At 59.3% G+C, this 24,159-nt stretch carries 21 protein-coding genes and 1 tRNA gene; 10 read left to right on the plus strand and 12 right to left on the minus strand.

Annotated features, from left to right (window positions below; all coding sequences use genetic code 11):
• The first annotated feature begins 7 nt into the window (after window positions 1-7).
• Window positions 8-80, plus strand: a tRNA-Ala gene (locus CACC_RS00090).
• A gap of 53 nt (window positions 81-133) precedes the next feature.
• On the opposite strand, the gene CACC_RS00095 is transcribed toward CACC_RS00090, so the two are convergent.
• The 3 genes from CACC_RS00095 to CACC_RS00105 form a co-directional block, all read right to left on the minus strand.
• A complete protein-coding gene (locus CACC_RS00095; RefSeq protein ID WP_005276043.1) occupies window positions 134-607 on the minus strand; it encodes a GNAT family N-acetyltransferase in 474 nt (157 codons plus the stop codon).
• A 35-nt stretch (window positions 608-642) separates the two neighbouring features.
• Window positions 643-846 (minus strand): hypothetical protein, encoded by a 204-nt coding sequence (locus CACC_RS00100; RefSeq protein ID WP_005276046.1) that lies wholly within the window; start codon window positions 844-846, stop codon window positions 643-645.
• Between the two features lie 118 nt (window positions 847-964).
• A complete protein-coding gene (locus tag CACC_RS00105; RefSeq protein WP_005276048.1) occupies window positions 965-1,705 on the minus strand; it encodes a hypothetical protein in 741 nt (246 codons plus the stop codon).
• A gap of 286 nt (window positions 1,706-1,991) precedes the next feature.
• Between CACC_RS00105 and CACC_RS00110 the strand changes: the two genes are divergently transcribed.
• The 6 genes from CACC_RS00110 to CACC_RS00135 all read left to right on the plus strand — a co-directional run bounded on the left by CACC_RS00110 (window position 1,992) and on the right by CACC_RS00135 (window position 10,007).
• Window positions 1,992-2,924, plus strand: a complete 933-nt coding sequence (locus CACC_RS00110; RefSeq protein ID WP_035108211.1) for a methylenetetrahydrofolate reductase — start codon at window positions 1,992-1,994, stop codon at window positions 2,922-2,924.
• Window positions 2,911-5,181, plus strand: coding sequence for a 5-methyltetrahydropteroyltriglutamate--homocysteine S-methyltransferase (gene metE, locus CACC_RS00115; protein WP_005276052.1), 2,271 nt, complete (start codon window positions 2,911-2,913; stop codon window positions 5,179-5,181). The genes CACC_RS00110 and metE overlap by 14 nt, the downstream gene beginning before the upstream one ends.
• A 120-nt stretch (window positions 5,182-5,301) precedes the next feature.
• A complete protein-coding gene (locus tag CACC_RS00120; RefSeq protein WP_005276053.1) occupies window positions 5,302-6,939 on the plus strand; it encodes a dihydroxyacetone kinase family protein in 1,638 nt (545 codons plus the stop codon).
• Between the two features lie 70 nt (window positions 6,940-7,009).
• Window positions 7,010-7,540: a peptidylprolyl isomerase gene (locus CACC_RS00125; protein ID WP_005276055.1), complete on the plus strand. Its 531-nt coding sequence runs from the start codon at window positions 7,010-7,012 to the stop codon at window positions 7,538-7,540.
• Window positions 7,541-7,637: 97 nt separating this feature from the next.
• Complete coding sequence (locus tag CACC_RS00130) at window positions 7,638-8,285, plus strand: rhomboid family intramembrane serine protease (protein ID WP_005276056.1); 648 nt, start codon at window positions 7,638-7,640, stop codon at window positions 8,283-8,285.
• Window positions 8,286-8,591: 306 nt separating this feature from the next.
• Entirely contained in the window at window positions 8,592-10,007 is a 1,416-nt protein-coding gene (locus CACC_RS00135) for a phytoene desaturase family protein (protein ID WP_005276059.1), read from the plus strand.
• On the opposite strand, the gene CACC_RS00140 is transcribed toward CACC_RS00135, so the two are convergent.
• Entirely contained in the window at window positions 9,997-10,599 is a 603-nt protein-coding gene (locus tag CACC_RS00140) for a hypothetical protein (RefSeq protein ID WP_050755808.1), read from the minus strand. The genes CACC_RS00135 and CACC_RS00140 overlap by 11 nt on opposite strands.
• A 348-nt stretch (window positions 10,600-10,947) precedes the next feature.
• A complete protein-coding gene (locus CACC_RS00145; protein WP_005276065.1) occupies window positions 10,948-11,256 on the minus strand; it encodes a hypothetical protein in 309 nt (102 codons plus the stop codon).
• A 312-nt stretch (window positions 11,257-11,568) separates the two neighbouring features.
• On the opposite strand from CACC_RS00145, the gene CACC_RS00150 reads away from it, so the two are divergent.
• The 3 genes from CACC_RS00150 to nagE are packed head-to-tail and all read left to right on the plus strand — an operon-like array spanning window position 11,569 to window position 15,664.
• Complete coding sequence (locus tag CACC_RS00150) at window positions 11,569-12,744, plus strand: N-acetylglucosamine-6-phosphate deacetylase (protein ID WP_035108214.1); 1,176 nt, start codon at window positions 11,569-11,571, stop codon at window positions 12,742-12,744.
• 10 nt (window positions 12,745-12,754) lie between these two features.
• Window positions 12,755-13,519: a glucosamine-6-phosphate deaminase gene (gene nagB, locus CACC_RS00155; RefSeq protein ID WP_005276073.1), complete on the plus strand. Its 765-nt coding sequence runs from the start codon at window positions 12,755-12,757 to the stop codon at window positions 13,517-13,519.
• A gap of 57 nt (window positions 13,520-13,576) precedes the next feature.
• On the plus strand, window positions 13,577-15,664 hold the full coding sequence (nagE, locus tag CACC_RS00160; protein WP_005276076.1) for an N-acetylglucosamine-specific PTS transporter subunit IIBC: 2,088 nt from the start codon (window positions 13,577-13,579) through the stop codon (window positions 15,662-15,664).
• A gap of 66 nt (window positions 15,665-15,730) precedes the next feature.
• On the opposite strand, the gene crgA is transcribed toward nagE, so the two are convergent.
• The 7 genes from crgA to CACC_RS00195 form a co-directional block, all read right to left on the minus strand.
• Window positions 15,731-16,003, minus strand: a complete 273-nt coding sequence (gene crgA / locus CACC_RS00165; protein ID WP_005276080.1) for a cell division protein CrgA — start codon at window positions 16,001-16,003, stop codon at window positions 15,731-15,733.
• Between the two features lie 70 nt (window positions 16,004-16,073).
• Window positions 16,074-18,026 carry a Stk1 family PASTA domain-containing Ser/Thr kinase gene (pknB, locus tag CACC_RS00170; RefSeq protein WP_005276082.1) on the minus strand — a complete coding sequence of 651 codons (1,953 nt, stop codon included), beginning with the start codon at window positions 18,024-18,026 and terminating at the stop codon, window positions 16,074-16,076.
• 3 nt (window positions 18,027-18,029) lie between these two features.
• The gene (locus CACC_RS00175; RefSeq protein ID WP_005276084.1) at window positions 18,030-19,538 is read right to left on the minus strand and encodes a serine/threonine-protein kinase; all 1,509 of its coding nucleotides are present in this window, start codon (window positions 19,536-19,538) and stop codon (window positions 18,030-18,032) included.
• A complete protein-coding gene (locus CACC_RS00180) occupies window positions 19,538-20,968 on the minus strand; it encodes a penicillin-binding transpeptidase domain-containing protein (RefSeq protein ID WP_005276086.1) in 1,431 nt (476 codons plus the stop codon). Before CACC_RS00180 ends, CACC_RS00175 begins: the two co-directional genes overlap by 1 nt.
• Window positions 20,965-22,317 carry an FtsW/RodA/SpoVE family cell cycle protein gene (locus CACC_RS00185; RefSeq protein ID WP_005276093.1) on the minus strand — a complete coding sequence of 451 codons (1,353 nt, stop codon included), beginning with the start codon at window positions 22,315-22,317 and terminating at the stop codon, window positions 20,965-20,967. The genes CACC_RS00180 and CACC_RS00185 overlap by 4 nt, the downstream gene beginning before the upstream one ends.
• Before the next feature lie 3 nt (window positions 22,318-22,320).
• Window positions 22,321-23,685, minus strand: a complete 1,365-nt coding sequence (locus CACC_RS00190) for a PP2C family protein-serine/threonine phosphatase (RefSeq protein ID WP_005276099.1) — start codon at window positions 23,683-23,685, stop codon at window positions 22,321-22,323.
• Window positions 23,682-24,134, minus strand: a complete 453-nt coding sequence (locus CACC_RS00195) for an FHA domain-containing protein FhaB/FipA (protein WP_005276102.1) — start codon at window positions 24,132-24,134, stop codon at window positions 23,682-23,684. The genes CACC_RS00190 and CACC_RS00195 overlap by 4 nt, the downstream gene beginning before the upstream one ends.
• Window positions 24,135-24,159: the final 25 nt, after the last annotated feature.

Genomic DNA, 24,159 nt, shown 5'->3' on the forward strand with positions numbered 1-24,159 from the left:
AGCCACTGGGGCATTAGCTCAATTGGTAGAGCATCTGCTTTGCAAGCAGAAGGTCAGGAGTTCGATTCTCCTATGCTCCACAGGAAAAGTCCGGATTCTGGTCAAAGAATCCGGACTTTAGTCATGCATAGGGTTATAAAAAGCGCTTGACCATGATGTAATGCTCGGCGTACACACCTACATGCTCGAAGCCCAAGCGTTCATAAAGCCCCTGCGCACGCGGGTTATCGGGGTGAACGGCCAAGGAAATGCCGGGCGCTTTGAGGGTCTGGGCGAGGGAAATGGCGGCATCGATAAGCGCGGTGGCAATGCCCTGGCCCGCAAAGCGGCTTTCTACCGCGATGGCAAATTCTGGGATGGCCGGTTCCACGAACCCGTAACCGTGATTGTCCTCGGTGCCCCAATTGAGCCACACACCGCCGGCGGGCACGAGGTCCTCCCAAGCGATGAAACCTCCCTGGTTGGGCTCCCAATTTTCCACGTAGAAGGAAAAATCGTCGGCAAAACCGGAAGAAAGCTCGCCTCGTTCATCGCCGAAGGTATCGGTCAGGAAGTTGAGGCGAGCTATATAAGTGCGATCGGATTCTTGTGTCGCGCGAATTTCCATAATCCCCAGGATATATGAAGAATCCGCCGGGCTAGTTAAGCCAAGTGGTAGTTATGCACGTCCGCGCCGTTGAATTCGCGCATTTCACCGGATTCGTCAACGGAGCGGAAGGTAGCGCCGTTATCGATGGCAAAGCGGAGGTTATCCACGCGCGGGGAGGGATCATCGGTTACTGGGCCTGCGGGGAAATAGTACGTTGAACCGTCTTTGAGCTTGACGGTGAGAGACTCAAAGCTCATTGTTTATCTCCTTGTAGAAAGCCTTAATGGGTGAATTCAAGCAGGAGATTTTTAAATAGGCAAAGCAATGAGATCTAGGCAACGCCTACTGCACCCCACCGCGGGGGTGCGAAAGGAACTACTGCTCGTCAGATTGCAGGCGGTGCTTGCCTTCACTCTGGTGATCATCGGTGATGCGGGTGGTATCCGCTTCCTCCGCGGCGGCCTCTTCTTCCTCGCGGTGCTTAGCCAGCTGCTCATCGATGGACCCCAAGAGCTCCTCATCGCGCACAGCGCCCTCTTCGGCGAGGTCCGAATCGGCTTCGTGCTTAGCTTCGCTGGTGGAGGTGTAGACCAAGGTGGAATCTGGGGCGGCGTTTTGGGTGCCACCGCGGTAGTCATCCACGCGCGGTGGGGTCTGGGAAGGCTTGTCATTGGAACGCAGCCAAGCGTAAATCGCACCGGTTGCCGCGGCGAGCAGGGCAACGATTCCGGCAACGGTCCAGAACTTGGAAGACTTCTTGTCCTTCTTGGTCTGCTTCTTTGCCGCCTTGGTGGCCTTCTTCTTGGCCTGCTTGCGGGCCTTCTTTGCCTTCTTCGTGGCTTCCTTTTTGGCCTCATCGAAACGCTCGACGGCGTCTTCGCGGTAGTTATTGAATTCCTCTAGGGCGCGCTCGAGGCGGGAGTGCGCGGCCTGGGTAACGGCGCCTGCCTGCTTGCGGGCCTCATCGAAGGCGCTATTGTCTTCCTTTTGCATCTGCTGGGCAGCCTCTTCGAGTGCGGTATACGTTTCGCGGGACTTTTCTTGCCGGTAATCGCGCAATTGCTTCCATAGATTGGAACCGGTCTTCAACGCCATATTCACTGCGGTGGGGTTCATGAGTGCAGGTGCTCCTTAGATGAGATTTATCTGTCCTTTCCCGTCCAGCATAGTGGCCAGCCTGGCACCCCACCACTGTTTTGGCGGGTGATTCAGGGAGTGGAATCACCCATAAAATAGACCGCTTGGTTCAGATTGGTGGATTAATATTCACGCTGATTTTGGCTAACCGCGCTGTTTATGGGCCTGCAAAGGTAATACCATTAGCGGCGCGCTACCCGGCAAACTGAACAGCTTGGTACGTTTTCCTCCAGACAGCAATTGAGATCGGGAAAAGGAGGTGACTATGAGCCCGCGATTTTCGGCGTCAGCACCATTGGATTCCATGAGTGAAGAAGAGTTAATGGTGCCGGAGCGTTTGGCGCTATCTTTCGAGGTAATTCCGCCGCGCCATGACGCCGATGAAGCCAAAATCGATCGTTTGCTGGAAACCTTGGAAAGCTACCACCCGGATTATATTGCGGTGACAAGTTCCAAACGGTCCGGTTGGCTCGAAGGGACGACGGCCTTTATCGAGCGGATTTCGCGCACCACCTCGATGCGCCCGCTTGCGCACCTGGCCTGTACGGCTGGTTCGCGCACGGAACTAATCGGCTGGACCAACCGCTTGGTCGATGCCGGTGTCCGCGGCCTGCTGGCCCTGCGCGGGGACCTGCCAGAGGAAGGTTTGCCGGAGTACTATCCGCAGCATGCCGATGAATTGATAAGCCTCATCCGGCAATTGGAAAGGCAACAAGCCGCGCGGTTCGCCGCTGGCCGCCTGGCCGTCGGAGTCGCGTGCTATCCCAGCGGGCACGTTGAATCTAAAAACGAAGATGAAGATTTTGACGTCTTGCTCAAAAAGCAACGCCTCGGCGCGGACTTCGCCATTACCCAGCTATTCTTCGATGCCCAGGATTACCTGCGTTTTACCAAAAAGGCCCAACTGGTCGGGGTGCATATTCCCCTTATTCCGGGAATAATGCCCATGACCAGCCTGCGCCGGGTGGAGCGAATGGGAGAGCTGTCCGGGCTCGCCGTGCCCGAAAGGGTGCGGTCGGCGCTCGCGGCAGCGACAACCCCAGAAGAAGAATACGAAACCGGCATGGAACTGACCGCCCAACTAGCCCGCGACATCGTGGCTGGCGGGGCGAGCGGGCTCCATATATATACCCACAACAATCCCGACAATACTCACGACCTACTAACCCGAATCGGAGTAGACAATGACCAACGCTAATTTCCCCAAGGCGACAATTGAGGGCTATCCCCGCATTGGCGCCAACCGCGAGTTGAAGCGCGCGCTCGAGTCCTACTGGGCCGGCCGCATCGATGCGGAGACCTTCGAGTCCGCCGCACACTCGCTGCGCCTGGATACCTACAACCGCCTGCGCGACCTCGGCCTGACCGAGGACTACGCCATCCCGGCGGACGTCGCTTACTACGACCAGGTGCTCGAAACCGCACTGACCGTCGGTGCCGTTGCCGGTGAAACCCTGGATGATGAGTTCACCCTGGCACGCGGTAATAAGGACACCGCGCCGCTAGAGATGACCAAGTGGTTCGACACCAACTACCACTACATCGTCCCGGAAATTGCCGATGACCACGCCTTTAAGGCGCACCCACAGCGCATTATCAAGCTGGTAGAAGAAGCCCGCGAAGCAGGCCACACCGTGCGCCCGTACCTCGTTGGCCCGGTTACCCTGTTGGCCCTGTCCAAGCAGGCCGAGGGTGCTGCCAAGGCCCCGCTTGAGCGCCTAGATGATGCCGTTGCCGCCTACCAGGAGGTCCTCGCGAAGCTGCACAAGGCTGGCGTGGAGTGGATCCAGTTGGCAGAGCCTGCCCTCGTGGCGGATCTGACCAACGCCAGCGATGAGGACTTGGCTGCATATACCAAGCAGGCATACTCCGCCATCCTGGGTGCAGAAGAGCGCCCACAGGTCTACCTGACCACCCCGTACGGCTCTGCCCGCAAGGGCCTCGATGTCATCGCAGAGCTCAAGCCAGAGGCCGTTCAGGTTGACCTTTCCGTCGGCACCCTGGCCTTGGATGAGGGCTACCTCGAGCGCGTCAAGAACCTGAACACCCACGTAGTTGCCGGCCTTGTCGATGGCCGCAATGTCTGGGCCGCAAACCTGCGCGACCTGCGCTCCAAGTACGAGGACTTGGCCGGCAGCATCGATGAGCTGTCCGTATCCACCTCCGTGTCCTTGCAGCACGTGCCGCACTCCGTCGAGGCAGAGTCCAAGCTGCCTGCCGATGTCGCCCCGTGGTTCTCCTTCGCCAATGAAAAGGTCAAGGAAGTCGTTGCCCTGGTACAGGGCCCAGAGGCGGCCGAAGAGGCCTACAGCGTCAGCGACCGCGCCGTGCGCACCCGCGCCGAGTCCGAGCGCATCAACAACGCCGCCGTGCAAGAGCGCATCTCTCAGCTGCCGGAAGGCGAGGTCAAGCGCGAGCCGGCCTTCAACGAGCGCAAGGAAGCACAGAAGGAGCTCGGCCTGTCCGAGCTGCCGACCACCACCATCGGTTCCTTCCCGCAGACCAAGGAAATCCGCCAGGCGCGTGCCGCGCACCGCAAGGGCGAGCTTTCTGATGCTGACTACAACTCCGCCCTCAAGGACGAGGTCAAGTCCGTCATCGAGCTGCAGGAGCGCCTCGGCCTGGACGTCCTGGTACACGGCGAGCCGGAGCGCAATGACATGGTGCAGTACTTCGCGGAGCTGCTCGATGGCTTCGTTACCACCGAGAACGGCTGGGTACAGTCCTACGGTTCCCGCTGCACCCGTCCGCCAATCGTTGTGGGTGACATCTCCCGCCCGGCTGCCATGACCACCGAGTGGTCGAAGTTTGCACAGTCGCTTTCGGAAAAGCACGTCAAGGGTATGCTGACCGGCCCGGTCACCATCCTGGCGTGGTCCTTTGTCCGCGATGACGTGCACCAGTCCGTATCCGCGGACCAGCTGGGTGTGGCCTTGGCAGACGAGGTTCGCGACCTGGAGGAAGCCGGCATCGACATCATCCAGATCGATGAGCCAGCACTGCGCGAGCTGCTGCCGCTGCGCGAGCAGGACCGCAAGGCCTACCTGGACTGGGCAGTGCGTTCCTTCCGCCTGGTAGCCCTCGAGGCCAAGCCCACCACCCAGATCCACACCCACCTGTGCTACTCGGAGTTCGGCCAGATCATCGACGCCGTCGCCGGCCTGGACGCAGACGTCACCTCCATTGAGGCTGCGCGCTCCCGCATGGAGCTGCTGGAGGATATCGATGAGACCTTCCACTCTGAGATTGGACCTGGCATCTACGATATCCACTCCCCGCGCGTGCCTTCCGTGGAGGAAATGGCAGAGCTTATCCGCGCCGCGCTCAAGAACGTGCCGCTGGATCGCCTGTGGGTTAACCCGGACTGCGGCCTGAAGACCCGCGGTTACGAGGAGACCGAAACCTCCCTGCGCAACATGGTGGAAGCCCGCGATGTGGTGCGCAACGCCCTCTAAATAGAATCTGCGAAACTCTAGGTTCTTAAAGAAAACGCTATGCAGCCGGTCTGCATAGCGTTTTCGTGATCTTGTACCCACCCGTGACGCTATGGCCGGATCCGGATTACCGTGGGCGCTATGAAGCACTCAGCATTTCGCAATAGCCAAGAATCCTTCCTGTCTGATTCCCTGGCCGGGTTCATCGCCCAGCATCCCGATGCCACCTGGCACGACGCGGGCTTCATCGGGCGCAGCACCCCGCTGCGCACGGCCGATGATAAACCGGCGGTCGCGGTCATCTCCGGTGGCGGATCCGGCCACGAGCCCATGCACGCCGGCTTCATTGGGCAAGGCATGCTCGCCGCTGCCTGCCCGGGCCTGCTGTTTACCTCCCCGAATGCGGTCCAGGTCAGCGAAGCCACGCAGTGGGCCGATCAGGGCAGGGGAGTGCTGCACATTGTGAAGAATTACACCGGCGATGTCATGAACTTCACCGTGGCCCGCAATGCGGCAGAGGACGTAGATACGCGTTCCGTCTTGGTTGCCGATGATATTGCTACCGAAGGCACCGGCGAGGGCCCCGGACGGCGCGGTACCGGTGCCACGATCCTGGTGGAAAAGGTGGCCGGTGCCGCGGCGTATCGCGGCGATGACTTGGATAAGGTCACCGAGCTTGCTGAACGGACCGCCGATCAATCCCGCAGCATGTCCGTGGCACTGGGATCCGGCTTTTTGCCCACCACGGGGCGCGAAACCTTTGATCTGGATGACGGGCACATGGAAGTCGGCGTGGGCATCCATGGCGAGCCTGGCACGCACACGGAGAAGGTCGATAGTGCCCATGCCATCGTGGCCACCGTGCTGGAAAAGCTGGGTGCTGCCCTTGATATCAACAGCGGCGACGAGGTGGTGTGCCTAGTCAACGGTTTGGGCGGCACCACGCCTTTGGAGCTGAGCCTGGTATTCGGCGAGGCGTCCGCGCAGCTGGCGGAGAAGGGGATTACGGTAGTGCGCTCCATGGTGGGCAACTTCGTCACCGCGGTCAATATGCACGGCGTATCCATCACGCTGCTCAAGGCCGACGATGAGCTGCTTGAGCTTATCGATGCCCCAACCCAAGCCCCCGCCTGGCCCCATACCTTGGGCGGTGCCAAGCAGGTGGAATCGGCGCGGATTACCTTTGAAGATGAACTGCCCACCGAAGGCGAAGAGAACCAGTGGTTGAGTGACTTCGTCGACCGCGTGCAATCTTCCATCGAGGAGTTGACCGAGCTTGACCGCAAGGCCGGCGATGGGGACTTCGGTACCAATATGGAGGCGGCGCTGGAAAGCATTAAACTGCCGCTGCGCGGCGCGGATGATGAGATTTTCACCGGCTTGGCCAAGCGCTTCCTCGTCCTAGCGGGCGGAACCTCGGGCGCGGTCTTCGGCAGCTTCTTCAACGACATGGCCCGCGCGCAGACCTTAGCGGAAGGTTTAAGCAGCGCGGCGGAGTTTATTCAGGAACTTGGCGGCGCGCAGCGCGGGGATTGCACCATGCTCGATGCGCTCATTCCGGCTGCTGAAAAGGCGAAAGAAATCGGTGCAGAGCGCCCAGACGAGCAAACGCTCCAGGCCCTGTACGAGGCCGCACGCGAGGGCGTGGAAGAAACCGGAAAGATCGCTGCCAAGAAGGGACGCGCGTCTTACCTGGGTGATCGCAGCAAGGGAGTCATCGATCCCGGTGCCCTCGTGGTTAGCTGGCTATTTGGGGGACAAGCCCTGTCAGCTGACTAGGGGGAGAACGATAGCGCGATCGCTGAGAGCGTTATGTCTTGCACAGCGGAGAGGAAGTAAATTCTTTACAATGGCTGGCATGACTCAGAAGACCGCAACTGCAACGATGCATACCAACTACGGCGATATTGTTATCGATCTCTTCGGTAACCACGCACCGGTAACCGTTGAAAACTTCATCGGTTTGGCCAAGGGCGAAAAGGACTACTCCACCCAGAACGCAAAGGGCGAGCAGTCCGGCCCGTTCTACGAGGGCGCCATCTTCCACCGCATCATCGATAACTTCATGATCCAGGGCGGCGACCCCACCGGCACCGGCCGCGGTGGCCCGGGCTACCAGTTCCAGGACGAGTTCCACCCAGAGCTGCAGTTCGACCGCCCATTCCTGCTGGCCATGGCCAATGCTGGCCCAGGCACCAACGGTTCCCAGTTCTTCATCACCGTGGCGCCGACCCCGCACCTGAACAACCACCACACCATCTTCGGTGAGGTTACGGACCCGGCTTCGCAGGAAGTCGTCTCCAAGATTGGCAAGGTCGACACCGACCGGATGGACCGTCCGCATGAGGACGTTGTCATCGAGTCCATCGATATCGCCTAAGCGTTTTCTCGCACCGCGCCCGGCACCACACTCCTTCCTGTGGTGCCGGGTTCGTTTAGTTTTATCCGAATGCCAACAAAGGGTCAGCTTCTACGCCATGGTGAAAAATTATTTGCGAACCGCCCCCGTTACCTCGACCATCGCCGCGATCTGCATCATCGCGTGGTCAATTACCGCGGTACAAGCTCGCACATTGGGCGAGACCTTCTTTCTCTCCACGCTGAGCCAAGACTGGGCCTTGTGGGGGCCGCAGTACGCCGATGCGCCGCTAACGGCGCTGTCCTCGGAATTCATGCACTTGGACGGCGGGCACCTCGCGGTCAATATGGTGATGCTCCTGCTCATCGGTAGGGAAGTAGAGCGCGCCTTAAATACCGGGCTATACATTGCCGCGTACCTAGTTTCTTGTTTGGGCGCTTCCGCCATGGTGCTGTGGTTCGATTTTGGCACGCCCACGGTAGGCGCCTCCGGGGCGATCTTTGCCCTGATGGGCATGCTGGTGGGCGTCTTCCGGCAACGCGGGATGGACTTGCGCGCGCCCATCGTCCTCGTATTGGTCAATGTGGGCTATACCTTCGTCGCAGAGGGAGTCTCCCTGTGGGGCCACCTTGGTGGCTTGTGCACCGGCATCATCTTGAGCTTCTTCCTCTTTCATCGAAATAAATCCGTGCGCTGGGCGGGTGTCGCTCTTACCGGTGCGGTCATCATTGTGTTATTGGCCCTGCGAGCTGGGGTTTGGGGATAACTGTGGAATTTGATCACCGGAATGGGTGTGCGAAAGAAATCCACAATAGTTATCCACATTGTGGATAACCACATTCTTGTAATTTACCGAACGCTTTTCCGGAGTTTTCCCTGATCACACAGGTTATAGCGGTATCGGCGGCCGAAAAATCACCTGTGGAAGCCCGTGAAAACACTTATCCACAGGGTGGGGATAAGTCTGTGAAATAAATATTCCACAGGTTTCTTCCACAGCCTGTGGATAACTTTGTACCCATCGTGTGGGTGAATAGGTAGATTGGGGCCACTGACCTGCACAAGGAGGACTGTGGATAAACAACCGCACGCCGTGATCGTCGGCGCAGGGCCCAATGGGCTCACCGCCGCGGCCCGCCTCGCTACAGCCGGTTGGCGCGTGGATGTGTATGAGCGCGCCAGCCACCCGGGTGGGGCAGCGGCATCGTCGACGGAGATCTTCCCAGGCACCGTCGTCGATCTCGGCGCGGCCGGTCATCCTTTCGGCATCGCGAGCCCGGCCTTCCGCGCGCTCGATCTGGAATCGCACGGCCTGCGCTGGTGCCATGCGCGCTATCCCATGGCCCATCCACTGGAGGGCGCGCAGGCGGGCATTCTTCACAATTCTCTAGAGGAGACCGCCGCGGGGCTCGGCACCGATGCTCGGGCGTGGACCCGCCTGCACGGCCACGTGGTGCGCAATATCGACGAGCACGTGAATAATGCGCTCACCCCGCTGGTGCGCTGGCCTGAGCACCCAGTGCGCTTGGCGCAATTCGGCGCGCCGGGCGTGCTTCCGGCGAGCGCGCTCGCGCGGGCGGCATTTACTTCCCCGCAGGCCCGCGCCTTATTCGCCGGTAGCGCGGTGCACGCCATTACCTCGCCTACCAGGGCTTTTACCTCCGCTTTCGGCCTGCTCTTTGGCGCGCTCGGCATGACCCGCGGCTGGCCGGTGGTAGAAGGCGGCACGCAGGCGCTTGCCGATGCCCTCGTCTCCCTCCTCCGCTCCCACAACGCCCGCATCTACACCGGCGCCGACATCACGGATGTGCGCAGCCTGCCCCGCGCCGATGCCCTTATCCTCAACCTCACCCCGCGTCAGGTTCTCGGGCTGGGCGGGCTCGACCTTCCTGCACGGACTCGACGAAACCTGCGGCGGTGGCGCTATGGCAGCGCGGTGTACAAGGTGGACTTTCACCTAAGCGAACCCGTGCCGTGGGCCGATCCCCGCGTGGGGCAAGCGGGCACCGTCCACGTGGGCGGCAGCGTGGAGGAGATTGGTGGGGCGGAAATGGACATCAGCAAGCGCCGCATGCCCGAAAATCCCCTGGTCATGGTGTGTCAACAGTACGTGGCCGACCCGTCGCGCGGGCTGGTGCTGTGGACCTACGCGCACGTGCCGCACGGCTATGAGGAGCGCTACCCGGGTGAGGTGACCGGCCTCATTGCGCGGCAGATCGAGCGCTTTGCACCAGGTTTTCGCGATACCATCCTGGCCACCCGCGCCACGAGTCCGGCCGATCTGGAACGCTGGAACCCCAACCTGGTGGGTGGCGATATCGCCGGTGGCGCCATGACCGGGCTGCAGACCGTGCTGCGCCCGCGCCTTTCCGTGCACCCACACCGGCTCGCGCCGGGAATATTCATGGCATCAGGATCCACCGCGCCCGGGGCCGGCGTCCATGGCATGCCCGGATGGTGGGCCGCTGAAAGTGCGGCTACGCCTTAATGGGCGCGCGGCGTTCGCAGTAGAGGAATACCGCACCGATCATCCACAGCGTTACTGCGGCTAGATATCCAGGGGTGGTCGTGGTCTGCGGCTCGATACTATTGCCGGGAATGAGGCCGGTGACTAATGGCTCCAGTACGAAACCGAGCACGGCAACGTAATCTAGCCAGCCCAACCTGTGGGAAAATGCCCCCGCCGCGCCGAAAAGTGGCCCGGCGATAAGGGCAAAGAGGAACCACGCGGCATTGGAGGAAAAGGCCGTCTGCCAGTCGTAGATGCCAAAGGCGAAAAGCAGCCCGTAGTGCACCGCCAACATGAGCAGGAGTATGCCGGCTCCTGCGAAAAAGGCCGTGGTCCACCGGTGGGAGCACGCCTTGCCCATGAGGTAAGCAAATAGCGCCCACACCATGCCAGAGCCGAGCACCGGTCCAAGGTAATTGCGTAAGGAAAGGCGCGCAGGGGCGGTGCCTTCGATCAGGGCGGGATCAGAAAACGCGATATGGACGGCGGCATAGGCCACCGAGACGGCTAAGCCGGCCACGAGAACGTACTGGGACCGGTGCCGCGGCGGTGCGGGTGAACGACTGGTCATGGTGTGCTCCTTGAGATGAAATCCCGTCATGTCCGAGGCGAGTACTTGTGAAGGACATGAAACGGTTATTATTTCAATAATAATTGCATGCGCGATATCGCGGAAGAGCACTCTTAGTGGTCATTTAGACAGTAGATCGCACCCAATTTATCCCTGCGCTTTTGCAGGGTAGCTGCTTGATGACAAGACCGGAGGGCCCAGTTGAGCAGACTGATTATCAAGGCAATGAGCATGGATATGTCTCAAAATGCACATATAGGGCTAGTCATGAAGCAACAACCACAGTGCTAAGGGCTACGTAACTTAAAGGAGATACGTGGTCAGTTTTCATCTCTATTCTTCCGTAGGTCATTCATTGGTCGGGCGCATAAAGATATCCATCATCGAGAGGTTGGGATCTGACGAGGCAAAGATCCGGTCTGTTATATCACGCGGCGACCAGCTATCAGGGAAATCCTTGAACTCATTTGTGACAGTTCCGAGGGCCAAATCGGGACTATTTTTAACAGCAGTGAGGATGGTGAAAACCTCGTCAGGGGTGGCGTAGAAAGAGTTTATGTCATTAGCGCCGGTGGCATCAGCAATGCTGGCCCAATCATTTACTTCCGCAATATCGCTTAAAATATTAGAAACAATAGTTTCTGGTTTTAAATCCATATTTACGTTCTCCTGACGTGACGCGGTGGTTGGCGTAGGTAGCGCGCTTGCTAGAGAGAAGCCGAGGGTAGAGGTGGCATCGGCAAGCGATACTTCCTAAAGATCAATGTAGTCCAGTGGCTGGTGCGGGTCTATGCCTAAACGAAGTTGAGCATCACAGTTGATAGTCCTCGAAAATCTCACATAAAAAAGCGAACGTGACGTCATTGACATCGGCTTATGGTACCGATAGGTTATAACATAATTCTGCGCTGGGATATCGGCGCGATTGTGGCACGGTGCCTGCCCGGACAAAAGATAAGTGAATGAAATATGCAGACACAGAGGAAGAGCCGCGTAGAAGGCCTGTACATCGATGAAGATGTCGAACTGCGTGCTGGTGCGCTGAACTTTGGCGGGCGCATTGAAGACATCTCGCTTGGTGATGTCCCCGCAGCGCAGGCGGCCTGGCAATCTGGTGACCCAGACGTTTTGCTGTGGGTCCCAGGTTTTGTGGACCTGCACAATCATGGCGGCAATGGCGGAAGCTTTCCTAATGGTGACTATTACCAGTGCCGAGCCGCTGCGCGCTTCCATCGCGCCCATGGCACCACCACGCTGATAGCCAGCATGGTCTCTGGAACGCAGGCGGAACTGTGCGCGCGGGCGGAGCTGCTCGCCACGTTGGCAGAAGAAGGGGATATCGCCGGCATCCACATGGAAGGCCCGTTTATCGCCGCTGCCAAATGTGGCGCGCAGGATCCATCGCGCATCGTGCCGGGGGATCCAGACTTTTTCCGCGCGGTCATCGATGCAGCCCGCGGGCATTTGCGCTCCATTACTTTTGCCCCAGAAACCCCGGCCGCAGCGGAGCTCCTCGAGGTCTGCGCCGAGCACGATATCATCGCCAGCTTGGGCCATACCGAGGCAGATTACGAGACCACGCTGCGGGTCATGGGGCAGGCACAAGACTTGGGCGTTACCGTGACCGGGACCCACCTTTTTAATGCCATGCCGCCCATCCACCACCGCAACCCTGGCACGGTGGCCGCCCTGCTCACCGGCTCGAAGGCCGGCGATGTGGGAGTAGAGCTCATTGCCGATGGCGTGCATCTTGCCGATGGCACCGTGGATATGGCCTATAACCGCCGCTCCTTTGCGGTCACCGATGCGATGGCCGCTGCCGGCATGGCCGATGGCTCCTATGAGCTGGGCTCCCTGCCCGTTACCGTGACCGGCGGCGTGGCGCGGGTGGACAGTGGCGCCATCGCCGGTGGAACCTCCACCTTGGCGCAGCAATTTGCGCGTTTTGCCGCGCGCCACGGCGCAGAGGAGGCGGTTCGGTTTACCTCCACCACGGCCGCTGACGTACTGGGGGATAAGGACATAGGGCGTTTGGCTCCCGGCAAGCGCGCCAACCTCGTGGGCCTGAATGCGCACTTCGAGCCCATGCGCGTCATCGCTGATGGCATTGACATCACCGCCGCGACAGATACTGATTCACGTTAGGAAATACTGCATGGACATCCTCATTCGTTCCACACCAGCAGAGGTGGCTATTGCCGCCGCCGATATCTTCGTCCGCTATGCCAACGCCGGGGCCACCTTGGGCCTGGCCACGGGTTCTACTCCGGTAGCGATGTATCAAGAACTCACCGCCCGCTACGAGCGCCAAGAGGTGAGTTTCGCTCGCAGCCGAGCCTTCCTCCTCGATGAATACGTGGGGCTGGCTCGCTCCCATGAGCAGTCGTATTACTCCACCATCCGCCGCGTATTTACCAGTCACGTCGACTTCATCGATGAGTTAGTGCAGAGCCCCGAGGGCGATGCCGCGGACTCGGACCGCGCCGCAGCCGCCTATGACCAGGCCATTCGCCATGCTGGCGGCATCGATATCCAGCTGCTGGGCATCGGTGGCAATGGGCACATCGGCTTTAATGAGCCCTCCAGCTCCTTGCAATCGCGCACGCGCCTGGAAACGCTGCACCCGCGGACGGTGCAGGATAATGCCCGCTTCTTCGAGAACACGGACAGTGTTCCTCGCTATGCGCTGACCCAGGGGCTCGGCACCATCAGCGAGGCCCGTCACCTATTGCTGCTGGCCACTGGGACCGAAAAATCCAGCGCGGTCCGCGACATGGTGGAGGGCCCGCTGTCCGCGCACTGCCCGGCCTCGGTCCTCCAGCTACACCCACGGGCCACGGTGATTCTCGATGAAGACGCGGCTTCCCAGTTGGAAGATTACGAGTACTACCGCTTTGTGGATGAGCACCGTCCGCACTGAAGCCCTCTTTTACCTCTTTACACCTTTGAAAGGACTCCTCTCGTGAAACTCAATATTATGGGGCCGCTGCAGCGGCTCGGAAAGGCGCTGATGGGCGCCGTGGCAGTACTGCCTGTCGCGGCGATCCTCGGCGGCGTTGGCTACTGGATAGCCAGCGTTGCCGGCCAGGATAATGTTGTCGCGCAGCTGCTGGTCAGCTCCGGCGGTGCCGTGCTGGATAATCTGGGCTGGATCTTCGCCGTTGCCATCGCCTTTGGCCTGGCCAAAGACTCCAATGGTGCCTCCGCACTGTCCGGTTTCCTGGCGTATGCCACCTTCATGAAGCTCTTGGGCCCCGACGCGGTGGCCGGCTATCGCGGCATCGAAGATCCCGAGGCTCTTACGGGCGACGAAGCCGTCGAATGGGCGGCTGAAGGTTGGAATGCAGTCGGTGACGGCAACGTTCTTTTCGGCATCCTTGCAGGCATCATGGCGGCGATGGTCTATAACCGCTTCCATGGCACTAAGCTGCCGGACTTCCTGGCCTTCTTCTCTGGCCGCCGCCTCGTCCCCATCCTCACTGCGCTTTTCGCCATCGTGGTTTCCGCCATCCTCTACTTCGTATGGCCCTTCATTTACCACGCGCTCTTCAACTTCGGTACCTCCATCCAGGGCCTCGGTGCTGCGGGTGCGGGCATCTACGGCGTGGCCAACCGCCTGCTCATTCCGACGGGTCTGCACCACGCACTGAACTCCGTGTTCTGGTTCGACGTTATTGGTATTAACGACATCGGTAACTTCCAATCCGGCCAATCCACTATCGACGCGGCCGCCGCGGCTACCTCCGCCGCAGAGTGCCCTGGTATTTGGGAAAACGGACAATGCACCGTGGACGGAGTGGTTGGACGCTACCAGGCCGGATTCTTCCCAATCATGATGTTCGGCCTGCCAGGTGCCGCCCTGGCCATGTACCTGCGCGCGGATAAGGGCCGCCGCAAGGTCATCGGCTCCCTCATGGCCGCCGGCGCCCTAGCCTCCTTCTTCACCGGCGTGACCGAGCCGCTGGAATTCTCCTTTATGTTCGTCGCCCCGCTGCTTTATGTGGTGCACGCGCTGCTGACGGGCCTGTCGGTCTTTATCGCCTCCGCGATGGAATGGACCGCGGGATTCGGCTTCTCCGCAGGTTTTGTGGATATGTTGTTGTCCTCGCAAAACCCGCTGGCCAATAAGTGGTACATGCTCCTAATTATGGGCGTTATCTTCTTCGCCCTGTATTTCGTTATCTTCTACTACCTCATCGGCTGGTTTAACCTGAAGACCCCAGGCCGCGGCGATGAAGAGGACGCCCCTGAAGACGACGATGCCGCCACGGGCGATGACAAGACTGCCGCGTCCGCCTCCCGCATCATCGAGGGTCTCGGCGGCAAGGACAATATCGATTCCTTGGATTACTGCACCACCCGCCTGCGCGTGGGTGTAAAGGATCGCGCGCTTGTCGATGACCCCACTATCAAGCGCGCCGGGATTTCCGGCGTCATCCACCCTTCCGAAAAGAACGTGCAGGTCATCGTGGGCCCCTCCGTGCAGTTCATGTTTGATGAGGTCAACCACCAACTGCGCACCGGCTCCGCCTCGGTAGCTACGAAGTCGGCGAAGCCCAGCGAAGAGGCTCGCCCGGCGGAGAAGATCGGCACCGATATTCAGCTCCACGCCCCGTTCGAGGGAACCGTCGTGCCGCTTTCTGAGGTCCCCGATGAGTCCTTTGCTCAGGGCATGGTGGGCGAAGGCTTTGCCGTTATTCCTACCGTGATCGATGCCTTCGATGTCTGTGCCCCAGTAGATGGCACCATCACCATGGTCTTCAAGACCGGCCATGCCTTCGGCATGCGGACCGAAGAAGGCCTCGACCTGCTCATTCACATCGGTATCGATACCGTTGAATTGAACGGGGAGGGCTTTACCAAGCTCGCGGCCAAGGGCGATGTTGTCCGCGCCGGGACCCCCATCATCGCGGTGGAGTCCGAGAAGCTGCGCGAGCGCGGCATCAACCTGATTACCCCGGTGGTCTGCCCCACGGTAAAGCAGATCGCTGGAGTAGATATCGAACACGAGGGCCGCGCTGACCAGAGTGTCTCTGTTGCCCGTGTGCGCCCGGCTGAACACTAAGGCCTAAGCACGGAAACCCTCGCGGTCACCTTGCGGTGGCGGCGAGGGTTTCTTTTTGGCGGCGGTCTAGCGCCAGCCCATGGTCATGAGCAAACCAATGAGGGCGAGGCCGAAACCAATCCCGTAGTTCCAACCGCCGAGCTCCGCCATGAAGGGGATGGATTCACCGGCGAGATAATTGACCACGAGCCACAGCAGGCCAATGACCATCAGGCCAAGCATGATGGCCACGTACCACTTCGGGGTGCCTTCAGAGTTGATTTTGACCGGGGTGCGATTCGCCCCGGCAGAGCTCGATACCTGGGTGGCAGAGCTCTGGGTGATCTTTGACTTTGGCATAAGAGACCTTCTCTAGACTTCAGTTCTTATCTCAGTGCTTACTGATGAATTACGATACCAGCAGCGGTGGTTACGGCAGTAGCGCCGAGGCTTCGAATTTCCAGATGCGAACCTCCACGTCCTGATCCTTGCGGATGGTATCGCCAGGATTGATGGATGCCCAACCGATCTTATTGCTATCGACCAAGGCGCCGGTAGGAATTGGCTCGCCCACGCGCAGCTGGCCATTCCAGCCCGCCTGGCGCAGGGCATTCTCGGCTTGTCCTTGATTCTTGTGCATGACCTCGGGTGCCTTCATGAGCATCCCATTGGATACCTCAATGGTGACAGTCTGGCCCTTTTCCAGCTGCGCGCCCTGGTTGGAGACGTTTAGCACGGTGCCTTCCGGCTCTAAGGAATCGACTTCGCGGACATTGACGTCGAAGTCACTGGCTTCGAGGCGGCTGCGCGCATCCTCTTCGTTCAAGCCGGAAACATCAGGAACGCGCTTCTTTTCGATGCCCTTAGACACCGTCACCCGGACCTTCGAGCCCTTGGACAATTGGGTACCACCCGCGGGGTTCTGCTGGATTACCTCGCCGGCGGGGGCCTCATCATTGCGCTCGGAAATATCCGAGTTCAGCTCCAAGCCTGCCTCTTCCAAGACCTGCGCGGCCTGATCCAAGTTCATGCCGGTGATATCCGGGACATCGATGATTTCCTTGCCGGAAGAAACGGTCAAGGTCACCGAGGCATTCTTCTGCAATTCCGAACCCGGGGCCGGATTGATGCGAATCGCCTTATTGCGATCGATATCCGGGTTAGCTTCTTCATTCACGGTAACGAGAAGCCCCAAGTCCTCGAGTTCTTTGACCACTTCATTGCGCGGGCGGTTTTCTACTTCCGGAACGATGACACTATTGTGCTCCGCTACCTCGGTTTGGTTCCGGCCGTCCCTATTCTTTTCATCGTCGCTACGCCAGAAATCCCAAGCAAAATAGCCCAAGATGGCGATCAAGAGCGCGACAAGAAGCAGCGCGAGCCACTTCATCCAGCCGCCGCCTTCATCTTCTTCGGTTTCTCCGGTAGGACGCGTCGATTCAATCGGTGCCCGGTGGGATGTAGCAGTAGCGGTGGCCGGCGCGGGCATCGCCGTCGTGGCATCGTCCTCGTTGACGTGCATGCGGGCAGCCTCGGTGACCTGGCCCGTGCGCAAGCGATCCAAATCGCCGGCCATCTCCCAGGCGGACTGGTAGCGGTCTGCGGGGTGCTTGGCCATCGCTGTCAGTACCACCGCATCGATATTGACCCGCTGGGTGGGGGTCAGCGAGGGGTCATCGATAAGCTCCGAAGGCGGGGTCGGTTCTTCCTGCACATGTTGGTAGGCCACGGCAAAGGGGGTTTCGCCTTCGAATGGGGTGCGGCCGGTGAGTACCTCGTACATGACGCAACCCAGCGCATAGACATCGGAACGCGCATCGGCGTTCTTGCCGCGCGCCTGCTCCGGGGAAAGGTACTGGGCGGTACCGATAACGGCAGAAGTTTGGGTCATCGCTGAGGTCGAATCATCCAACGCACGGGCGATGCCAAAGTCCATCACCTTCACCTGGCCGGTATTGGTGAGCATGATATTCGCCGGCTTGATATCGCGGTGAATGATTCCCGCCTCATGGGATGCCTGCAAGGCCTCCGCGACCGGCTTGAGGATCTCCGCCGCCTCCTGTGCGGGCAGCGGGCCATCTTCGCGGATAATATCTCGCAGCGTGGCCCCGTTGACCTTCTCCATGACGATATACGGGATGGTCATGCCGTCCATCTCGGTCTCGCCGGTGTCATAGACCGCGACGATATTGGGATGGTTTAGCCTGCCCGAGTTCTGCGCCTCGCGGTAGAAGCGCTCGCGGAAGTTGATATCGCGAGCCATCTCCGTGCGCAGCATTTTTACCGCTACTTGCCGGCCTAAAGTGGTGTCCTCTGCGGCAAATACCTCGGACATGCCGCCGGAGCCGATGATCTCACCGAGCCGGTACCGGTCATTGACCATGGCTTAGTCACCATCCTGTCTTAATAGGTCAGATAAATCCCCAGGGAGTTCATCGGGCTGTGAGTTTACTGTGTTTTTCTGCTCAGGTGTATTTTCGACGTGCGTCTCCTGCTGCTGCGGCTGGCGCTGCTGGGGCTGACGCTGCTGCGTCGGGGTATTCGGGGCCTGCTGGTTTCGCGTCGGGGCCTGCTGGTTCGGGGTCTGCGGCTGCCGGTGATTATCGCGCGGCGCCTGGTTGCCCTCCCGATCCGTGGGCTCCGTCTCCGTTACCGTCACTTCCTGCGGCGTCTCATTCGTACCTTCGTCTTCCTCCAGGGTTTCTACCTGCGTGGTCGTGGGATCCCGGTATTCGGTGACCACGGAAGTTTCCTGGGTAGACGAAGGCTCGCTGTCGCCGCCCTCGCTACTCATGAGGTTCATGATGGCGTAGCCGGCCGCGGCAAGCAGGGCGATGGCCGCGACGATACCCAGGCCTTTAAGGAAAGACTTCCCGCCCTTCGAATCGCTTCCCGGGGCTGGTGCTGACTTGCGCTGTGGAGCTGGCGTCCCCGCCGCTGGATGAATGGTGGTGGGCTGGGCGACATCGGCAAGCATCTCCGTCGATGCCGAGGGCGAAGGCTCTGGGGCCTGCTGGTGGGGCGGAATGGACTTGGGCTGCGGTGGGCGCTTGCCCAGGCGCACATCGGATACCGCGACCGTAAATTCATTGCCATCGGCATAGCGGGTATTGGGATCCTTGCGCAGCGCGATACGAATGAGCTCGCGCGCCGGGGCGCTAATCGTGGTCGACAGCGGTTCAGGCTCTTGGTTGATGTGGGCAAGGGCGATGGACACGGAGGAATCGCCCGAAAAGGGTCGCTTACCGCCGAGCATCTCGTAGCCTACGACGCCGAGCGAATAGATATCCGAGGCAGGGGTGACCTCCTTGCCCTGCGCTTGCTCAGGCGAAACGTACTGGGCGGTACCTACCACCATGCCGGTGCGCGTGAGCGGTACCGAGGCAGCCGCCTTGGCGATGCCAAAGTCCGTAATCTTTACCTGCCCATTTTGGGTAATCATCAGGTTGCCGGGCTTAATATCGCGGTGCACCAATCCCATCCGGTGGATAATGGATAGGCCGTGACCCGCCTGCTCGAGCACGTCCAGCGCGAGTTCTTCCTGCAAGGTGTTCTCGCGCGCAAGCAGGTCCGCGAGGGATTCGCCCCGCACGTATTCCAAGGCCATGAAGCAGAATTTGCGGCCATTATCTTCCAGCTCGCGGTAGTCATACGTGGCCACCACGTTATCGGACTGGATAGATTCGGCCGATTCCGCTTCATTGCGGAAGCGGGAGAGGAATTCCTGGTTATCGGAAAATTCCGGCCGCAAAACCTTGATGGCTACTTCGCGGTCATTGCGAGTGTCATCGGCAAGCCACACCGTTGACATGCCACCGTGGCCAATGATCCACTGCAGCTCGTAGTCGCTGCCGATGAGTTCCTGGAGATGGTCCTTATTCTCGGTATTCTTCATTACTGCTCCCCCTGGTATGCGCTCAAGATGGCACGACCAATTGGGCCAGAGACTCTGCCGCCCGTTGCGGATTCGCCCAGGTTACCGCCGTTCTTGACGACGACCCCGACGGCAATATCGCGGTCCGGGTCAAAGGCCACGTACCACACGTGCGGAGCCAAGCCTTCGCCGTGCTCGGCGGTACCGGTCTTGGATGCAAAGCCATTGCCGTCGTAGCCCCACGAAGAACGCTCGGAGGCAAACATCAAGTCCTTAATGGTCGATGCGGTCTCTTCCGTCACGGCCTCGCCGCCCTTCTTGGGCTTGGTGGTGCGGATCTCCTTCATCTGGGCATCGGTAATGCGATTGACCAGGTAAGGCTCCATGCGCGTGCCCTTATTGGCCACGGTGCCGGCCATGACTGCCGCCTGCAACGCGCTCATGGTGACATCGCGCTGGCCGATGGCCGATTGCGCCGTCGCCGCACCATCCGGCAGGTCACCCAAGGTGCCTGCGGAGGAAGAGACGCCCAGATCGTATTTCTTGCCGATGCCGAAACCCTCCGCGTACTTGCGCAGTTCATCCGCGCCAATCTGCTCAGACATCTGCACAAATGCGGTATTGCACGACAGCGCAAAGGCGGTCTGCAGGGTCACCGAATCCTGGCCGTTGCATTTCTCATTGCCGTAGTTCGTCAGCTCCGTGACGGCATCCGGCAGGGTAATCACGTTGGCACCGGTCAGGCTTGACGAGGGATTGAATCCATTATTCAACCCGGCCGCAGTCGTAATGATCTTGAAAATAGATCCCGGTGGCAAGGTATCCGCCGCTGCATGGTTGACCAGTGGCTGGCCCGCTTGCTCCTGCAAACCCGTCCACGCCTCATCGGCGGACTCGCCGACCAGTGAATTCGGGTTAAAGCCCGGGTTGGAGGCCATGGCCAGAATCTTGCCCGTCGATGGTTGGATGGCAACCGCCGAACCTTCGTATCCCGGACCCGCCAACTGGTCATACGCGGCCTGCTGTAATGCTGGGTCGATGGTGACCTCTACATTGGCGCCCTGGGTGGGCTTATTCGCGATGGTATCCAGCCAGTGCTGCTTGAACAGGGAATCATCCGTGCCATTGAGAATGTCATTTTGTGAGGATTCCAATTCCGAGGCGCCGAATTGGCTGGACAAATATCCGGTGATATTGCCAAAAGCAGGCGAATCGATGGGATAAGACCGGGAGTAGGTCTCATCCGGGTTTTCCGTAGATTGCGCCAGCACCGTATTGCCGGAATAGATCTGGCCGCGCGGGGTGGTCTGCAACTCAATAAACCCGCGCGAGTTCTTAGCATTATGCGCGTATTTATCGTCCGAAAATGCCTGAATCACCGTCAGGTTCACCAACAGGATTGCGGTCAAGACGATGGCAAATAGGGACACTAGGCGGATGGATTTGTTCATCGGTAAGCCTCCTGAACCGACGGGAACATGGAGGTGTCACTCGGAGCATTGCTCGAGTTCTCCTGCATGGGTCGGCGTGCCGCGTTAGAGATCCGCAGCAAAATCGCCAACAGTACATAGTTAGCCATGAGAGAGGAACCACCGGCGGACATGAAAGGAGTGGTCAAGCCGGTCATCGGCAGCAGGGCGGAAATGCCACCGGTGACGACGAAGACCTGTACCGCCAAAGTAAGAGAAAGGCCTGAAGCGACCAGTTTGCCGTACGTATCGCGGGTACGCAACGCGGTATTGAATCCGCGGGTCACCAACATGCCAAAGAGGACCAAAACGGCAGCTAGGCCAATCAGGCCCAATTCCTCACCGATAGCGGCGAGGATGAAGTCAGAGTGTGCCACCGGCACCAATTCGGGGTGGCCTTGGCCCAAGCCGCTGCCGGAAATACCGCCAGAGGACATACCAAAAAGGGACTGGGCCAATTGGTAGCCGGTGTTGTCGTAGTTGGCCAGCGGATCCATGAAGTTGGAAAAACGCTGCTGGATTTTTTCGGATACCTGGTAAATGCCAAAGCCACCGATACCGACGAGGACGAGGCCAATAAATAGCCAACTAACCCTGCCAGTAGCCATAAATAGCATGCCCAGCACCGTGCTGAAGAGCAGCAGTGCCGGACCAAAGTCATTGGAAATGCCCATGATGATGATGGCAATGGCCCACACGATGAGAATGGGGGCGAGGTCGCGCAAGCGGGGCAGAGAAATTCCCAAGAAACGATAGCCAGCCACGGTAAAAAGGGATCGCTTCTGCGTTAGCAGCATGGCAAAGAATAAGATCAGCATGATCTTGGAGAACTCACCCGGCTGGATGGAAAATGGCCCGAAGTTCAGCCAAATGCGCGCCTCAACGCCATCAGGTTGTGGCCATACCAATGGCAGCGCCAACAGCACGAGGCCGGCTGCGCCCAAGATATAGGAGTAGCGGGTGAGAGAGCGATGGTCCTTGACAACCGCCAGGACCAGCACAAAGAGCACCAAGCCAACGACGGTCCACATGACCTGGCGGACCGCGAGACCCCGATCATTGACCAAATCCAGGCGGGCCAAAACGATAAGCCCAATGCCATTAAGGATGGCCACGATAGGCAACATGATCTGGTCCGCGTAGGGCGCCAAGAAGCACATTGCCAAGTGCGCAATGGTAAAGACACCAATGAATCCACCGATGAGGTAGATCAGGTCCGTCGTAAGCGCATTATCTTGCGACAGCTCCAAACTGACCAAGGTAATGGCAAAGACAGCCGCGGCGAGAATAAGGAGGCCGAGTTCGATTCTTCGGCTAAAAAACTTCTGCATCAGCTACACCTCCCTACAAGTGACCCCAGGTTTGTTTTCCTTGGTGTCTTTATTGTCTTTTTGGCTCGGTGCAGTGATACATGGCTTGAGTGCCTTTTCACCCAGGTCATTAATCTGATCCTGAACCTTGCTCAGATCACCGGCGGAAATGTGGTTGACCGCGCCACGCTCAGACTCGGGCAGGTCAGAGACCTTCAACGGGGTGAAGTCTCCCTTGCACTTCTGCGCAGAAAACAGCAAGGAGTTCTTGTCATTAATGCACACGTATTGGTGCGTGGAGCTTAAATCCTTGCCAAATACGGAATAGTCCGCGCCTTTGAGGATGGTGATCTCTTGTGCGTCGTTGGTCTCGGCGTAATAGTTATTGGACAAGAAATTCTTTACCCACAGCCCTGCGCCGATAACGAGCGCCAAGATGATGATGAGGGCGATGAGGACTTTCCACCCGATTTTTCGTCGAGAGGGCTCGTCTTCTGCCTCTTCCTCATCGGAGTCCTTGGCCGCGTTGTCTTCATCGGCCATGACGGCCGGCGGGATCACCTGCGGTTTACGGGTGAGTTTGGCGGCGCGTGACGCAGAAGAATCCGGGTGAGTGGGCTCTTCTACCGAACCCGCCAGCGCGCCAACGCGGAAAGGCTCGTGGGTGGCGGGCTTTTCTTCCGTAACCTCACCGATGACGACCGTGACATTGTCTGGTCCGCCCGAACGTATGGCGAGATCCACGAGGGTGGAGCCCGCCTGTTCGATGCTTCCCTGGCCAAGGGCGGTTTCAATAGTGGAAGCCGTAACCGGGTCAGACAGTCCATCCGAGCACAGCAGGATGCGGTCACCCGCCTTGGCCTCGAATGTAAAGAGCGTCGGCTCCACCGCACGGCCGGTATAGGCCTTCAAGATGAGGGACTTTTGTGGGTGGGAAGAAACATCTTCTGCAGCCAGCTCGCCCTTATCCACCAAGGACTGCACATAGGTATCGTCCTTGGTGATTTGCTCGAGCTTGCCATCGCGCAGCAAATAAGCGCGCGAATCGCCCACATGGCAAACACCAAAGGTGGTGCCATTGAACAGCATCGTGGACAGCGTCGTGCCCATGCCCTCGGTCTCCGGGTGGGCGGTGACGTGCTCGCTGATGGCTTCATTGGCGTCATCGGCAGCAGCTGCAAGGAGCGCCTCCGTGTCCTCCTTACCCGGATCCTGATCCAAGATTTCGAGGTGGTTGACCATGAGTTGGGAGGCGACCTCACCCGCGGCATGCCCGCCCATGCCATCGGCCAAAATCAGCAGGTGGGATCCGGCGTATCCGGAGTCCTCATTATTTCCGCGGATAAGCCCGCGGTCCGACTTGGCAAAAAAGTTTAGCTTCAGTGTCATGCGTTCAACCTCACGGTAGTGCGGCCTAGCTTAATTTCGGAGTTCGCGCCGACTACCTCAGGTTGGTCGATGCGCACACCATTGACGAGGGTTCCGTTGCGAGATTCCAAATCCTCCACTACCCACTCGCTGCCGCGGCGAAATAGGCGTGCATGATGGCCGGAGGAGTAATCATCCCCAGTGACAAAATCACAGTCGGCGGCACGTCCCAAGGTACATTCCTCGAGCGTGCCCAAATTCATGTGGGATCCCTGCAAGGGACCCTCCACAATAGAAAGCTGCTTCACCGCAGCATGACTGCGCGGGGACGCACCCATTTTTGACGGCTGTGGCATAGCACCTGCGGATTTATTGGTATCCCGCCGCATGGCATTCAAGGCCACCAGGACAAATACCCACAAAAGAGCCAATAAGCCGATGCGAAGCGCCAGCATGATGACTGCATCCATGGCGGCCTCCCTTCCTCAGTGTGAA

Source organism: Corynebacterium accolens (genome assembly GCF_023520795.1).
Lineage (GTDB): Bacteria > Actinomycetota > Actinomycetes > Mycobacteriales > Mycobacteriaceae > Corynebacterium > Corynebacterium accolens.